This window comes from Lewinella sp., from assembly GCF_050633125.1.
In the GTDB taxonomy this organism is placed as follows: domain Bacteria; phylum Bacteroidota; class Bacteroidia; order Chitinophagales; family Saprospiraceae; genus Lewinella.
Genome location: NZ_JBOEFX010000036.1, coordinates 1 through 16,702, shown reverse-complemented (window position 1 = coordinate 16,702; position 16,702 = coordinate 1). Strand labels below are relative to the sequence as shown.

10 protein-coding genes and 1 pseudogene are annotated in these 16,702 nt (G+C 42.6%); 7 read left to right on the top strand and 4 right to left on the bottom strand.

The window, feature by feature from the left end:
* Positions 1–89: 89 nt before the first annotated feature.
* From ACRBG0_RS09100 to ACRBG0_RS09090, 3 genes are all read right to left on the bottom strand, one after another.
* A partial coding sequence (locus tag ACRBG0_RS09100) for a hypothetical protein (protein WP_431486585.1) occupies positions 90–277 on the bottom strand: 188 nt, incomplete at its 3' end.
* A 174-nt stretch (positions 278–451) separates the two neighbouring features.
* Positions 452–1,204, bottom strand: coding sequence for a ParA family protein (locus ACRBG0_RS09095; protein WP_020538525.1), 753 nt, complete (start codon positions 1,202–1,204; stop codon positions 452–454).
* A 72-nt stretch (positions 1,205–1,276) separates the two neighbouring features.
* Positions 1,277–1,975, bottom strand: a complete 699-nt coding sequence (locus ACRBG0_RS09090) for an SDR family NAD(P)-dependent oxidoreductase (RefSeq protein WP_431486584.1) — start codon at positions 1,973–1,975, stop codon at positions 1,277–1,279.
* 260 nt (positions 1,976–2,235) lie between these two features.
* Here ACRBG0_RS09090 and ACRBG0_RS09085 point away from each other — a divergent pair, with 260 nt between their 5' ends.
* From ACRBG0_RS09085 to ACRBG0_RS09075, 3 genes are all read left to right on the top strand, one after another.
* Positions 2,236–3,144: an ROK family protein gene (locus ACRBG0_RS09085; RefSeq protein ID WP_431486583.1), complete on the top strand. Its 909-nt coding sequence runs from the start codon at positions 2,236–2,238 to the stop codon at positions 3,142–3,144.
* Between the two features lie 385 nt (positions 3,145–3,529).
* The gene (locus ACRBG0_RS09080) at positions 3,530–4,072 is read left to right on the top strand and encodes a hypothetical protein (RefSeq protein ID WP_431486582.1); all 543 of its coding nucleotides are present in this window, start codon (positions 3,530–3,532) and stop codon (positions 4,070–4,072) included.
* Positions 4,073–4,160: 88 nt separating this feature from the next.
* A complete protein-coding gene (locus ACRBG0_RS09075; RefSeq protein WP_431486581.1) occupies positions 4,161–6,614 on the top strand; it encodes a CotH kinase family protein in 2,454 nt (817 codons plus the stop codon).
* 35 nt (positions 6,615–6,649) lie between these two features.
* Here the strand turns inward: ACRBG0_RS09075 and ACRBG0_RS09070 are convergent, their stop codons facing one another.
* Positions 6,650–7,621: a KpsF/GutQ family sugar-phosphate isomerase gene (locus ACRBG0_RS09070; RefSeq protein ID WP_431486580.1), complete on the bottom strand. Its 972-nt coding sequence runs from the start codon at positions 7,619–7,621 to the stop codon at positions 6,650–6,652.
* Between the two features lie 281 nt (positions 7,622–7,902).
* Between ACRBG0_RS09070 and recQ the strand changes: the two genes are divergently transcribed.
* From recQ to ACRBG0_RS09050, 4 genes and pseudogenes are all read left to right on the top strand, one after another.
* Entirely contained in the window at positions 7,903–10,104 is a 2,202-nt protein-coding gene (recQ, locus tag ACRBG0_RS09065) for a DNA helicase RecQ (protein ID WP_431486579.1), read from the top strand.
* Between the two features lie 7 nt (positions 10,105–10,111).
* Positions 10,112–10,525 carry a type II 3-dehydroquinate dehydratase gene (gene aroQ / locus ACRBG0_RS09060; protein WP_431486578.1) on the top strand — a complete coding sequence of 138 codons (414 nt, stop codon included), beginning with the start codon at positions 10,112–10,114 and terminating at the stop codon, positions 10,523–10,525.
* A 549-nt stretch (positions 10,526–11,074) separates the two neighbouring features.
* Positions 11,075–13,927, top strand: coding sequence for a peroxidase family protein (locus ACRBG0_RS09055; RefSeq protein WP_431486577.1), 2,853 nt, complete (start codon positions 11,075–11,077; stop codon positions 13,925–13,927).
* A gap of 449 nt (positions 13,928–14,376) precedes the next feature.
* Positions 14,377–16,702, top strand: a pseudogene (locus tag ACRBG0_RS09050) (hypothetical protein); the annotation flags it as partial.

The window sequence follows — 16,702 nt, the reverse complement described above, 5'->3', positions numbered from 1 at the left end:
TGGTTTGGCGAATGAGCAAATCCAATCCTACTAAGCGCTTACCCTTCTTTTTAGAGGGGGCGCTGTCTTTTGTTTCAGTAGGTTCCTNNTTTTCGAAGGCTTCTGCAAGGAAGGCATCTAGCTGGGAAGCGAAACCTTTATTACTTTTCTTTTCCTCGTCTCTTTTGGCTGTTCCTTGCTTGGTTTCTTCGGGGAATAGAGATAGCGATTCCTTCGGCGGTCCGTTGGTGCCGCCAAAGAGACTGTCTAATCCTTCCGTGAAGCGCTTTTTAGCCAAAATGAACGATTTTTAAGAAATTTGGTGCGCTACCATTTTACAGGCAACTTAAATATAACAGTATTTTATAGTATTTCAGTTTCTTAATAAAGCAGAAAAATTACACTTGCGATTTTATTCTTGAAAAATGATAGAAAACCGAGAAGTGATTTTTATGCGATACCAAAACTGGAATTACTTATTGGAGCGTACGATTATTTCCTGAGCTAAACTCAGGTAATCTTGAGCGCCGGGGCTTTTTCGGCTATAAGCAAAGATATCTTTACGTTGCGCCGGTGCCTCAGCTAATGCTACGTTGTCGCGGATATAAGTCTCGAAAACAAGTGGCCCGAAGTATTTTTTTATCGTCTCTACAACATCACGATTAAGTACTTTTCGAGCATCATACATGGTTGCCATGACACCGCCAATTTCCAATCCCTTGTTGAGGCGTAAGCGAACTTTTTGGATGACTTGCTTGATTTTTGCAAGGCCCTGCATCGCTAAAAATTCGGTCTGTAACGGAATGATGACGTAATCACTTGCCGTAAGAGCATTCAGCGTCAGTAGCCCTAAAGAAGGAGGGCAGTCGATGAGAATAAAATCATAATCTTCCCGAAAAGGCTCAAATACTTCGCGAAGGATATACTCGCGGCCAGCTTCGTTGATGAGTTCCATCTCTGCGCTGGATAAGTCCAATGTTGAAATGATGACATCAAGCCCGGGCTTTACGGTATAAGGTGTCGCTTCCGACTCTCCACGAATAGCTTCATAAATGGTAATGGGCTGTCTTGGAATGCCCAAGGAAAGAGTAAGGTTCGCTTGAGGGTCAAGGTCTACTAAAAGGACCTTTTTTCCCAATTCTACCATTCCTGCACCAATATTGATGGTACTGGTGGTTTTTCCTACTCCTCCTTTATGATTTAACAGCGAAATTATCTTTCCCATACTTATTTTTACCCAGTCACTTATGTACAGCGCTAAGGTAAGGAAAAAGAAGACAAATATTCTCGTGAGTATTTAAATGGCACTCTTCCCTCCATCAATACCTATGACCTGGCCAGTGATGAACCCGGCATCTTCACTGAGGAGATATTTTGCTAGTTTCGCTACTTCTACAGCAGTAGCTACCTTTTGTAAAGGATGGCGTTCAGCCATCGCTTTTCGCTTTTCATCATTGGCTAGAAGATTCGCGGCTAATGGTGTGTCTGTAAGGCTAGGAGCAAGGGCGTTGACGCGAATTTTTGGGGCCCATTCTGCGGCTAGCGAACGTGTTAGGCCTTCTATCGCGCCCTTGGCCGCTGCTACGCCAGCATGGAAAGCCATTCCACGTTGTACTGCAACGGTACTAAAAAGGACGACAGCGGCTTGGTCGGCTTTTTTTAACAAACGTTCTACTGCTTGCAAGCAGCGTACTGCACCAATAAGGTTTATCTCGATTTCTTCCCGAAACTGCTCGGGTTTGAGTCCGCGAAACGGCTTGAGGTTAATACTCCCCGGGCAGTAAGCAAAACCATGCAATACTTCCGGTAAATCTTGCTTTGGGAGTTCGTCCGTTAATATATCGACAGCATAATGATGTACGCCAGGCAAGGCTGCTAGGCCCCGTTCTTCACGTGACCAAACATAGATCTTGTCACCTGCTGCTAATAATTCTTCCACCAACGCGAATCCAATGCCGGAACTTCCACCTACAACGAGAATATTGCGATTTGCCATTTGTTTTTTTTGTGAACGCAGATGGAACAGCAAATAGGGCTTCTTGTTCATCTCTTTTTAAGGAGATGGCACTCTCATTATTCTGTATTAGTATTTGTTTATGGTCCGGTTCTTTGCCTTTTAATACCAATCTTGATGGAAGAATCTTCACTGAGATGATTTGCTGAAACATATCCAGTAAGTTCACCGCTTTTGCGATAGCTTCATAAAAAGCTTTTATATTAGGCTAATTTGTAAAAAGCATTAAACTAAGTATATCCATGGCGGAAATATTATTCGGAATCGACTTAGGGGGGACAAAAATAGAAGCAGTAGCATTAAACCAGGACGGAATAGTACTGAGTAGACGTCGTTTGCCCACGGAACGTGAAAAAGGATATGATCACATTGTTGCTCAAGTAAAGCGTGTGCTGGAATTGGTCAGCGAAGAAGTAGGCAAGGTTCCAACTGAATTAGGAATTGGTACGCCTGGTGCGATTGATCCATCCACGGGATTAATGAAAAACAGTAATACGACGATACTCAACGGAAAGCCTTTTGCCAAAGACCTTGAAATAGCGTTAGGCATTCCTGTTGTAATGGCTAATGATGCTAACTGCTTTGCTGTCGCTGAAACTTTGTTAGGGGCTGGAAAAGGATACGCGGCTGAAGATCATCTCATTTTCGGTGTTATTATGGGTACTGGTGTAGGAGGTGGTATTGTCATTAATGGGAAAATTTGGAATGGGGCTCAGGGTATCGGTGGAGAATGGGGGCACAGTTTTTTAGACAAGTCAGGAGGGAAGTGTTATTGCGGGCAGATTGGCTGTGTAGAGATGCTAATTTCCGGAACCGGCCTGGAACGTTATTACAAACAAACGACGGGACAGGATCGCAAACTCTCTACGATGATTAATGAATTTAAGGCCGGTACCAAAGATGAGCATGTGAATGCGACGGTAAATCGGTTGATTCATTTCTTTGGCCGAGGATTAGCCAATGTCATTGATATTCTTGACCCTACTGCCATTATTTTGGGAGGAGGGCTTTCTAATATTGATCTTCTTTATAAAGAAGGTGTCGACAGTGTACGTAAGCAAGTATTCAATCCACGACTTGAGACCCCTATTCTACGCCCTGTTTTGGGAGATAGTGCAGGTGTTTTCGGTGCAGCAATGTTGGTTCGTTAGTAATTGCAAAAGTTGCTATAAATTTTGTTTAGACGCTTTTTGTCTTATAAACGCCAAAATTCGTAGAATAATGCCAACAAAAAAGGCCTTTTGACGGTATACTGTGTGAAGAAACTGTTAAAAGTACCTCAACCTTGCAACGCTTTCCGTTTAGAGTGCGTCTATAAGGAAAATAAACAAAAAAATTCCCCTGCATTTTAATACAAGGGAATTCTCTTATAAGAACTATTGAGCGTTTTTTCATACTAGTCTATTACGGTCGTCGCATTGAGTGACGACCTTTTTTTTGCCCAATAGTCTCGTCTATTGCCCTCAAAAATAATAATTTCACAATAAAGTAACCTCTTTACATGCTTTATTTCATAGAATGAATAATTAGTCTAACATGAAAAACACCCTTTTTACCTTATTGATGGTCCTGTCAGGAAGCCACTTGTTTGGGCAGCAATTAACCGCGATAGCAAGTCAATGGAGTGATAGTTTTGCGGAATGGACCATCTATACGAGTGTAGAGGGAGAAGAAGGAACACTACGCTTGCGCTGGAATAGTAGAGGTGATTGGACACAGTGGGAATATCGTATTGGTGAATGGACTGGGCAATTAAAAACCAAATGGCCGGACAGAATCGATCAGTGGGAAGCCAGGGGCGAGAACATCATTGTTGATGCTCGTACCATCTGGCGTGACAATCTGCGAGAATGGCGCATCAGCCGTCCTGGAGGAGGAGAGTACAAGTGGCAATCCAGATACAGTAATATCCTGGACGAATGGGTTGTTGATACCGAAAAGTATGGCTTCTTTGAGATGTATACCGCTTTTGAAGGAGACCCCCGAGAATGGATTATCGTTGATGAATTAGAGGCTAGCTTACCCGAAAAAATGATGTTGGTCTTCCTTACGATTATAAATAGTACACCAAAGCAGTAAGGCACCCGACAATATCAACCTTGTTAGCGTTCCAAAATAGGTTTGTTAAGGAGATTTCCGGGAACTTCGTTTTCTAATACCTTTATTTATGTTTTATCGCCAGCTGCTCTTTCTATTCCTTTTTTTTACTAGCCTTAATGTCGATCAGTTGCTTGCTCAAGTGCTAATCAACGAAATCTGTGCCAGTAATGCCAATGTCGTTGAGGATGAATTCGGAGATTATCCAGACTGGATAGAACTTTATAATGCGGGAGATAATGCGGTCAATTTAAATAATTATTCCCTGAGTGACGATCCTGCAGACCCCTCGAAATGGTCATTTCCTGAGATTATTATTGAGCCGGATAGCTGGTTGCTTATTTTTGCTTCTGATCGAGATTTAGTAGCTACTAACCCTCACACAAACTTCAAATTATCAGCCGGTGGCGAAAATGTTGTGCTCAGTAACCCTGCTGGGTTTATCATTGACGAAGTAAACTTTCCTGCATTGGAGGAAGATCAAAGTATAGGCCGCTTATTGGACGGATCCCCACAATTAGCACTGTTTTCGGTACCTAGCCCAGGGGGCAGTAATAATGATGCTCCGGGAAGTGGCTTTACTGATGAGCCAACGTGGGTTACATCGGGGCATTTCTTTTCAACAGCGACCTCTATTCAACTCACTCACACTAATCCCGCAGCAACATTATTTTTCACCCGTGATGGAAGTATTCCTACTGTTTCATCTGAGCTTTATTCAGGTGCAATATTACTTGATACGACGACAGCTTTAAGGGTTATGGCAATAGCTCCGGGTTTGTTGCCTTCTCCTGTGGTCAATCGTACGTTTTTTATCAATGAAAATCACACCTTACCTATTATGTCGGTGATCGGAACGCCTGATGACCTTTGGAGTTGGGAAAGGGGGATTCTTGTCGACGGCGGCCCTAATGCGGAAGAGGAGTGGCCTTATTACGGTTCTAATTACTGGTCAGAGGAAGAACACCCTATTCATACGGAATTTTTTACTGCTGATCAAGAATTGGGTATTGCTTTCGACGCTGATACAAAAGTTCATGGTGGGCGTGGTGCCCGCACTAATCCAATGAAGCCAATTCGGATTTTAGTCAAGAAAAAATATGGGAGCAGTACGGTAGATTATCCTTTTTTTGCTGATCGTGAGCGTACGACATATAAAAGACTCATCTTGCGGAACGCCAGTGGTGATTATAACAATGCGCATTTTCGAGACGCTTTCCTTGCCCGTTATTTTATTAAAAGTGACTTGAATCTGGATGTGATGGCTCATCGCCCGGTAGTGTTATACATCAATGGCACGTTTTACGGATTGGCTAACATGCGAGAGAAATCAGATGAATACTACTTGCTGCATAACTATGGTGTAGATACCGAAGAGGTCGATTTGTTGGAAGAAAACAATACCATAGTTACAGGGGACTTCGTAGCCTTTGATAGCATGTATCAGTATGTTATGTCCAACGATTTGGAAAATGAGGCCAATTTTCAGCAGGCAGCAGCTTATTTCGATGTTGAAAGCATTGCCGAAGGGTTCATCGTTCAGTCTGGCCTCAATAACGGTGATTGGCTACACAATAATATTAAATACTGGCGCGAAAGAACACCAGAGGCGCGTTGGCGCTACCTGATTTTTGATCTGGATATAGCGATGGGGCGGCACGGTTGGTCGGCCTATTACCAAAACAACCTCGATAGCCTGCTCACCCCCTTGGAAGGGCACAATAAGCACGTTGATCTTTTCTTGAAGTTATTGGATAACGAAACCTATCGACATTATTTTATTAATCGCTACGCTGATTTATTCAATACCATCTTTGAGCCGGATGCTTTTCGCAAGGAAGTGGATTTAACGGTGGCAGAAATTGATCCAGAAATGCCCCGTCATTTTGAACGATGGGGCTGGCCAGGTTATAACCTTTGGGCCAATGAGCGTATTCCTGTGCTTTATGATTATTTAGAAAATCGCCCTCTTTATGCTTTGGAAGATGTCAAAGAATATTTTGGATTAGCAAATGAAGTTCGCCTTCGTTTGCAAACATATCCTCCAGGGGCAGGCACTATTCAAATCAGCACGATTGAGCCAGAGGAGCTTCCCTGGGAGGGTACCTATTTCAACGGAGTGCCGGTTGAATTGATTATTAAGCCATATCCCGGCTACCAGTTTCAATACTGGCAGTCTGAAAAAACGATTACCAACCCTGATCAATCGATAAGCATTCGCTATAATTTTCAGGAAGATGATGAAATTGTAGCTTACTTTTCAGGCGGCCCTGAAACCGCAGCGTTAGAAGCATACCTTGATCAAGAAGGCGAACTACAAATAGGTCTCACTCTTCCTCAAGCTGATGAAATAAACTTTAGACTGTTTGATGTACAAGGGCGTCTGCTACAACATTTTAAGGAAGAACATTTTCCTACAGGCTATAGCGAAAAAAGCTTACCCATTCCGGTATTACCCACGGGCGTATATATCTTCACTGCTAGTGGTAAAAGGACCAATGTGAGTATTAAATTCATCATGTAAACCTTTATACTCTTGCATTTTCCAACATTTACACCTTAAATCAACCCTTCTCTGATAAGGTCATGAAGATGGACAAAGCCAAGGTAATGCCCGGCTTCATTGATGACGATCAGTTGAGAAATACTGTTGGTGCGCATTTGCTCCAGGGCATTAACTGCCAATGCAGAGTCGAGAATTGTTCGTGGCTGAGTATGCATGACATCAGCTGCGCATAACTGGGTGAAGTTTAGCCCTTTCTCGAGCATGCGCCGAAGGTCACCGTCGGTGATAATTCCGCAAAGTTTGTTTTCCTCGTCGACTACAGCCGTTGCGCCAAGGCATTTTGCCGTTATTTCCAGGATGCTCTCTTGTAGCGTATTACTGGGGCTTACTTCTGGGCGTTGATTGTTAGGGTAGAGGTCACTCACCCTTAGGTATAACTGTTTGCCTAAAGCACCACCAGGATGATACTGTGCAAAATCTTGAGAAGAAAAGCCTCTCAAGGCAAGTAAAGAGGTGGCCAAGGCGTCACCCATAGCCATTTGTGCGGTGGTGCTGGCTGTTGGAGCCAAGTTATTAGGGTCCGCTTCCTTAGTGATTGGGGTGTGAAGGAGAAAATCTGCTCGCCGGGCAAGAAAAGAATCCTCTTTACTCGTCATACCAATAAGTAGGTTGCCTAAATTACTGACCAATGGAGCAAGCACTTTAATCTCAGCAGTCTCTCCGCTTTTAGATAAACAAAGCACAAGGTCGTGAGGGCGCACCATTCCCAGATCGCCGTGAATAGCATCGGCAGCGTGCATAAAGAGAGCTGGAGTCCCGGTAGAGTTGAGTGTAGCAACAATTTTTTGAGCGATGATTGCACTTTTGCCCACACCTGTAACAACTAATCGGCCGGGTGCTTGATAAATAGCTTCGACGCAAGCAACGAAATCATCATTGATGGAAGCATGGAGCATCTCCAGTGTCGCGATCTCAATAGCAAGCGTTTGAGTAGCAGTGCGGCGGATGATATCTTTTGTTTTCAAAGCTTTGATAGTGAGTGTGAGTATATTGTTAGTAACTGAAAGAAGAGAGTATCCGAGAGAATAAAAGAATAAAAAAGGGCATTCAATCACTAGTCTTATAAAAAATCCTTAAATTTAAACAGCCGAAAAACGCCTAGCCCGACATTATTTGGTCGAACCAAATAAATTCCAACAAAGCATCGGTTAGGAGCATTTACCTCAAAACCGATTTTTCGGTCTTGGGCCTGCTGAGCAAATCCTGCCGCAAAATTAGCTAAATTCTAGAGGAAAAGAGCGTTAACATGACTGTTACTAAGTATTCCCTTCACGACGAACTACAAGAGTATTTTGGATTTGATAAATTCAAAGGGAATCAGGAAGAGATTATTCAAAGCGTCCTTGATGGCAAGGATACCTTCGTAATTATGCCTACAGGTGGTGGTAAATCACTTTGTTACCAACTGCCTGCTTTGATTCTTGAAGGTACTGCTTTGATTATTTCGCCTCTGATTGCGTTGATGAAAAACCAAGTAGACTCTATCCGTGGCTATAGCCAGCGAGATGAGGTTGCACATTTCCTGAATTCATCGCTGACCAAAGCGCAGATGAAACAGGTTAAGCAAGATATCACGGATGGTAAAACCAAATTGCTGTTTATTGCACCTGAAACGCTTACTAAACAAGAGAATATTGAGTTTTTCCAGCAAGTCAATGTATCTTTTGTAGCTGTTGATGAAGCACATTGTATTTCGGAATGGGGGCATGATTTTCGACCAGAATATCGCCGTATTCGCCTAATGTTGGATGCTATCGGAGAGAGTATTCCTGTGGTAGCTCTTACTGCTACAGCTACGCCAAAGGTACAATCAGATATTGTGAAGAACCTCAATATGGAGGAGCACAATACCTACATCTCTTCCTTTAACAGGGATAATCTTTATTATGAGGTTCGCCCGAAAGGGAAAAAAGAGCAAACCATCCGTGATATTATTCAGGTGGTCAAAAGTATGGATGGAAAGTCGGGGATTGTTTATGTGCAAAGCCGCAAATCTGCTGAAGAAATAGCAGAAGCCTTAGCCGTAAATGATGTTCGGGCTGCTCCTTATCATGCAGGCTTGGATGCCAAAACCCGTAGTAAGACCCAAGATGCTTTCCTGATGGAGGACATTGATGTTATAGTGGCCACCATTGCATTTGGGATGGGGATCGATAAGCCAGATGTCCGATTTGTTATTCATTACGATATTCCTAAAAGTATTGAAAATTATTACCAGGAAACAGGGCGTGCTGGTCGTGATGGCCTTGAAGGGAGATGTGTAGCCTTCTATAGTTATAAGGATATCCTTAAGTTGGAAAAGTTCCTGCGGGATAAGCCAGTCGCTGAACGAGAAATGGGCGTGCAACTCATGCATGAGGTGATGGCTTACGCCGAAACGACCGCCTGTCGTCGCCGCTTCCTATTGCACTATTTTGGAGAAGAATACGATGAGGGGAATTGTAATAAAATGTGCGATAACTGTCGCCACCCTAAAGAAAAAGTAGAAGTAAAAAAAGAGGTTCTGATTGCGCTAAATGCAGTCGTTCGACTCGACGAGAACTACGGAATCAAAATCCTGATTGATTTTATCAAAGGAAAAGGGACTAAAGAAATTAAAGATTTTCGCTTTGATAAGCGGGAAGGGTTTGGAGCAGGAAAGGATAAAGATGAGACTTTCTGGAATAGCGTTATCCGCCAAGCACTGCTTAATAATTTGATTTATAAAGATGTAGAGACTTATGGATTGATAAAAATGCATCCTGCAGGGCATGAATACATCGCGAACCCAACAAGCTTCGAGATTCCTATCGATCATAACTACGAAGCCGAAATGGCGGAGGCCAAGATCGAGAATAGTGGAAAAACGTCTGTTTTAGACGATCAGCTTTTGAAAATGCTGAAAGACTTACGTCGTAAAGAAGCTAAACACAAAGATGTTCCTCCTTTTGTTATTTTTCAAGACCCGAGCTTGGAAGATATGGCAACACAGTACCCGATCACTCTGGATGAAATGGCACATGTCTCAGGGGTAAGTGTTGGTAAAGCCCGTCGCTATGGCCGCCCGTTTTTGGAGTTGATTGAAGCTTACGTTGAAGCAAATGACATTATTCGCCCTACAGAGTTTGTTGTCAAACAAGTGGCAAATAAGTCTCGGATGAAAGTGAGTATTATTCAAGGCATTGACCGTAAGATTCCACTAGAGGATTTAGCAAGCTCAAACAGCCTCTCTATGGAAGACTTGATGGCAGAACTAGATGCGATTGTGACCTCTGGGACTAAAGTCAGCTTGGATTATTACTTGGAAGAAAACTTGGATGAATACGCCAGGGAAGATATCATGGAGTATTTTATGCAAGCTGAATCAGATTCTATAGAAGAGGCTTTTGCTGAATTGAAAGAAGATGATATTACAATAGAAGAAATTCAGTTAGTGAGGATCAAATTCCTCTCTGATATGGCTAATTAGGTATCTGATGGAAATCATGATTATTAATGGCCCTAACCTTAACCTGTTAGGGCGCCGGCAGCCCGAAATTTATGGAGAAGACTCTTTTGAAGATTTTCTCCTCCACCTTAAAGGACTTTTTCCGGAGGTGAGCTTACATTATTTTCAATCAAACTCAGAAGGAGGACTGATTGATAAATTGCACGAGGTGGGTTTCAGTTATGATGGGATTATCCTTAATGCAGGTGCTTATACTCACACCTCTGTAGCGATCGCTGATGCAATTGCGGGAATTGATACCCCCGTGATCGAGGTGCATATCTCTAATGTTTATAAACGAGAATCTTTTCGACAACACTCTTACCTGTCTCCTCATTGTGAAGGAGTAATCGTTGGCTTTGGTTTGCGGGGGTATGAGTTAGCGGTGCATTATCTACTTTGATACACTCAGAAACGCTTAATTGTAGGCAAAAAAATGAAGGATATCTCAACAGAGACACCCTTCACGATGAAATCACCCGACTGTTGTATCCAAAACAGTTCGATCAAATTTAACATTTTCTTCACAATTCGGTCAACTGTAGTATGTTTTTTTGTGCTTGTACCCTTAAACAAGTAACAAATTCCTGTTTTTGACCGATTAGTGGGCAGGTTATGTTATCATATGTGCAAATGAAACCTGTACGCACAAGCGTAGAAAATTCATTGTGTTTTTATTTTTAGACTTTTCATTTGGACAAAAGTCACACTCAGTTGTTATTTGAAAAGCTAGTCGACTTTAAGGTGGAAACGCCCTTTAATCTAATGATTTATGATGGCGTTCAATAAACCTTTCATGGATGTGACAAAAGTCACTAACAACTTGATTAAAGAACAATTATCTTTGTCAATGGACTTTTTATTGTCCATTAAAATGGAAAGTCGCTCTGGTTTATCAAAAGGAAACTCACAGAAACGGCCTTTCTTCCCATGGATTCTAAAGTTTGCAACTATGATTAAAAATCTACTTTTCTTCACGGTGTTATTGTTCGGTACGATTCATTTTGCCTTTGGGCAGGTACAGGACGTAGTCAACTATCGAACCATTGATGGTTCGCAGAATAATCTTGCCGACCCTTTATTAGGCGCGGCTCATTCCCCTTTGGTGCAAAGAACAACGGTTGGTTTTGCTGATGGCTACAGCGCCGTCGGAGGTGTTTCCCGGCCGAATCCCCGTGAAGTTTCCAATAGTCTTTTTAATCAAAACACGCCGCTAAATGATCCATTGGCATTAAGTGATTTTATATGGGTCATAGGCCAGTTTATTGACCATGATATTGGCTTAACAGGAGATGGCCCCGAGCCCTTGTTTATTGATGTGCCTTCTGGTGATCCTTGGTTTGACCCTCTGGGGGCAGGAATGGCGGTCATCCCTATGCACAGGAATACATTTGACCCAACTTCAGGAACAGATACCTCTAACCCTCGACGTTACCTCAATGAAATTACAGCATTTATTGATGCATCGGGCGTTTATGGATCGGATTTGGATCGAGCAAATTGGTTGAGAACATTTTCTGAAGGAAAATTAAAAACGTCTGAAGGGAACCTCTTACCTTATAACACAGTAACAGGGGAGTTTGATGATCCAATTGATGCGAGTGCCCCGCACATGGATAATGCGACGGGAATTTCTACTGTTATTTTTGTAGCTGGGGATGCACGCGCAAGTGAAAATCCACTACTAGCAACAATGCACACACTTTTTGTAAGAGAGCATAATCGACAGTGTGAGCTATTAGTACAAAAATATCCTGATTGGACTGATGAGCAATTATACCAACACGCGCGTAAAATTGTCGGTGGCTTGATTCAGTCGATCGTGTATGATGAATGGTTGCCAGCGATAGGCTTGCAACTGACGCCTTATAGTGGTTATGATGAAACCATAAATCCACAATTGTTTAATGTATTTACTGCTGCTGCTTTTCGTATGGGGCATACGCTGTTAAGTTCCAATTTGATGCGGCTGGATAACGAGGGGAATGTTATCCCTCAGGGTAACATGACTTTACAGGATGCTTTTTTTAACCCCTATGCTATTCAAGAAACAGGTGGGATAGAGCCTTTTCTAAAAGGGATGGGAGTGCAGATTCAGCAAGAATTCGATGCTAAAGTGATCAGTGATGTTCGCAATTTTTTATTCGGTCAGCCGGGGTTTGGCGGACTTGATCTAGCTTCCATTAATATTAACCGTGGCCGAGAGCGTGGTTTGCCTGATTTTAATACTGTACGGGAAAATTTTGGATTAGCACCCTATAATTTTTTTCAGCAGATTAATTCCAGTGCTGCTGTATTTACACGTTTGTTGACTTTGTATACCGACATCAATGACATTGATCCTTGGGTTGGAATGTTGGCAGAGCGCACCGTTCCTGGATCGATCTTTGGGCAGACACTCCATGAAATTTTGAGCGAACAGTTTACTGCGTTACGTGATGGTGATCGCTTTTATTATTGGAATGACCCGGTGCTTACTGACACAGAGAAAAATTATATTCACAATACGACGTTACGGGATGTTATCATGTACAATACAGATATCAATCTGATGCAGGATAACGTTTTTGGCGCACTGCCTCATCAGGAGATTTGTGATAACATGACCCTTGATCTATCTGGGCAGGTAAGGACGGCTAATGGTATCCCCGTTTCCGGGGTAAACCTAGAGCTGACATTTGGTACTGAACTGATGATGCAGTCCACAAGTGAGGATGGTGCCTATGGTTTTGCTGAAATGCCATTCTGCGACCTTAGCCTATTACTTCCCGTGTTGAATGAAGATCACCTCAATGGCGTTTCAACATTTGATATTATCCAAATACAGAAACACATATTAGGTATAGTTCCATTTACTAGCCCCTATCAGCAGATCGCTGCTGACGTTAATGCCAGTGGTACAATTACGACGATTGATCTTATTCGACTCCGGAAGGTCATCTTGGGGATAGATGCCGATTTTGGGAATAACACTTCGTGGCGCTTTGTCTTAGGAGCTTATGAGTTTCCGGAAGGTGAAAACCCACTTGCACAGGATTTTCCAGAATGGTTGGATTTCTATTCTGAGCATGCCTCCGATTACAATAGTGGCTTTATTGCTATAAAAGTTGGTGATGTAAATAATAGTGTAGACCCGCTTCTCGAAGGTTCGGGAGAGCCACGTTCACTACAGAAAGACTTGGAACTGGTTTTTGACAATCAACAACTGAAAGCGGGCGAATTGATCACGATAAACCTGCGTTTGCAATCAAAGGAAGCCTTACAAGGCTGGCAGTTTGGATTACAACTTAAGGATGCCGAAATAATAGATGTTTCCGGAGATTGGCCATCGGAGTATTTAACTGCTAATAACAATGAGTTTAGAATGAGTTGGAATACAGTTGAAGCTAGTCAAGCAAATGGCCAACTCAAATTGACAATTCTTCCCAACGTTGATAGTGAATTAGCAGATATTATTCTCTTTAGTCGAGTACTGGCCGCGGAGGCTTATGACGCTTCAGGGCAAGTTTACGGGCTGTCATTGAAAATGAATGAAAAGCAGCAAGAGAACATTTTTGGGCAAAATGAGCCAAATCCTTTCCAGGCACAAACCCAAATTCCTTTTACACTTAGCAACGGGGACATGGTTAGCTTCAAGCTTTTTTCTGTAGATGGTAGGGTTGTTTATACAAACAGTCAATACCTTTCAGCAGGTAATCATGCTTGGGTTATTGAGGAAGGTATTATTGGCGACGAGATTGGTGTTTTCTTCTATCAGATCGTGACATCCACAGAAACAGTTACTAAAGCAATGGTGAAGCAATAAAATAAATCAAATGTAATCATTTGATATACAGTTGATTACATTTGATTTTCTTTCTTTTTTTGCTAAAGAGGGAGCCTTGATTGTTTTTTTTCCGATGAAAACCATAACTTTGCAATAACAATAATCCCATGACTAACTTTTGTGAGTAAAATTCTTTACTTGCATCTTGCATTACACCATCCAATCGCAAACGCCCATACCTGTTTGCTAACTTTAATAGATTATTGTTAAATTGATATAATTAGAAGTAACAGGAAGGCTTAAGCTTATTCCTATGCTTTTATATATAATATTTAGTCACAATGCTTTATATTGTGACGATTTTTGACGACGACCAAAAAATAGTGCTGGATAATTACTGTAATCCGGTAGTTGTTCGGACGACCTAGACCGTGCTATATGAATAGCGCATACATGACCTTTTTTTATTCATAACAAATTGTAATCTTATGCAAACATTTAACCCCCTGTCAGGGTTACTTAGCAAAGTAAACATTTTCATTTTATTAATGAGTTGTTTTGCTTTGACTAACCTTGTGGCTCAAGTCTCAGTTAACAGTGCCATTGCTCCTAATGGTACAAGTGTCGCTGGGCCTTTGGGCGTTGCTGATTGTGATGGTAATCTTCCATCAGCAGACAATCTCACTCAGTTTAATACAGGAATTCCATCACAAGATTTTACAGATTTAGCTGTTCAATTTGGCGGTGCAGCAGACTTTGTTGTTCCTGCTTCTTGTGGGGAAGTGACACTTTGTAATGTCTACGCTAGTGGATTTTTTGGAAACGGAGGAATAGCGGGAACTTTCCTTAACTCAAATATTCCTGTTCGTCTTTCAGTTTATGAAGATGATGGAAACAAACCAGGAACTTTAGTCTTTTCTGAAGAATTTGCAGGAGCCGATGCGGATCCTGAAGGAGATGATGATGTTGTTCTTGAAGTAACAGACGCTACCGTATTAACACCTGGTGCTCGTTACTGGGCTAGTATTCAGCCTGTTATGCCATTTGCTGGTTTTGGGCAGTGGTATTGGCGTCTAGCTCCTCCAGCGGAAGGTACAAATTACGCTTGGGGTAGTTTTGGTGGTGCATTTGGTTGCCCAGGATGGACAGCTGACGCTCCAGGAGCAGGAGGATGCCAAGGAGGTGTTCCTGCCGGTTTTGAAGACCTTTCGTTTCGTGTCGACTATAGCGAAGAAATTGCTGAAGCAGATTTCGGTTGTATCGCTAACGTAAACGTTACACTTGGTGCTGAATGTACAGCTACGATTACTCCTCAAATGGTTTTGACAGGGAGTGAGTTGGGTTGTTTTGATGCGGTTATTACTGTTGATGGCGGTAACACTGATGTTATTTCTGGCTGTGGTGATCACACTTACATGGTAGAAATTTTCAGTGGTAGTTCTTTAGTTTACACCTGTTGGGGAGACATTTTTGCAGAAGACAAGACCGACCCAGTAGTAGAGTGTCCTGCTGACACAGACGAAGTAACTGTTGATTTCGACCTTCAGACTTTGGAAGGAAGCATCGACGGGACAGAAGACCAGTTGGAACTGGACAATTACTCTTGTTTCCAGAGTTTCTTCGAGCCTGCTCCAGGGTTTGCTTACAACTACGATCTGGTGACCTTCACAGTATCTCCTGATCTACCAGCTACTGATGTGTACAACATCCAGACGGCTTCAAATATTCCTGGTTTAATCATTTCTTTACACCAGGGCGAATTCAACCCGGAAAACCCATGTGAAAACGTATTGGGTGGCTCTGAGGGAGCTTACTTCATTGATCCATTCTTTGGTATCAATGCGTTTTTTGCTCAAGACTTCCGCATAGAAATGCCTTTGGAGCCAGGTCAGACGTATACGCTGATGTTGGCTAACACGAGCTTCGGTTCTACTGGTGATTATGTCGTAGGTATTGTAAGTGATAATGGTGGCACATTCAGTTCACCATTTAGCGCACCTGCACCAGTAGCAGTAACACTGCCATTGTTGTGTGAAGACGTTGATTTGATCGAGTTTGAGACACCTCAAAGCTGGATCGTTGATGCCGACGGTACGTTAGACTTCACAGCTACACGTAATACCTTCTTCGGAGGTAGCACTTCTGCCTTGAATGCATTCCTTGATAAATTGGAACTTGGAGGTGTACCTTTAGCTACAGACAACTGTGGACCAATGGTAGTTACCTTGTCAGATGATGTATCCTCTGCTGGTGATTGTGGGGCCATTACGCTAACGCGTACGTTCTCTGTTGCTGATCGCTACGATGGTACGTGTATTGGTGCCCCCCGTACAGATGTATGTGTGCAGACCTTCACGTTCAACCGTCCATCGGTTTTTGATTTGATCGTACCACCTTTCACAGCAGTGATCGAGTGTGATGAGAACTTTGCTACAGACGGTAGCGTAGGTGGTCCTGACGACAACCCATCTGCTTCTGTTACTTCTTATCCTTTCATTTTAACGGCATCTGGTTACCGTGATCTTAATGATGTGTACTGTAACCTGGGCGCATCTTACTCTGATGAGCCTCGGATTGATGTATGTGATGGAACTTACAAGTTCCGCCGTGAGTGGAACCTTATCGACTGGTGTGACCCAGCGAACTCTTTCATTTACAACCAATTGATTAAAGTAGGCGACTTCACTGGTCCAGTTATCAGTGGTATTCCTGCCGAAATCAACGTATCTACGTCACCATTCAGCTGTTTGGCTAACGTAGTTATTCCTTGTCCTACCATTGCTGATGGCAACGGTTGTTCAAGCGTAAGTGCAA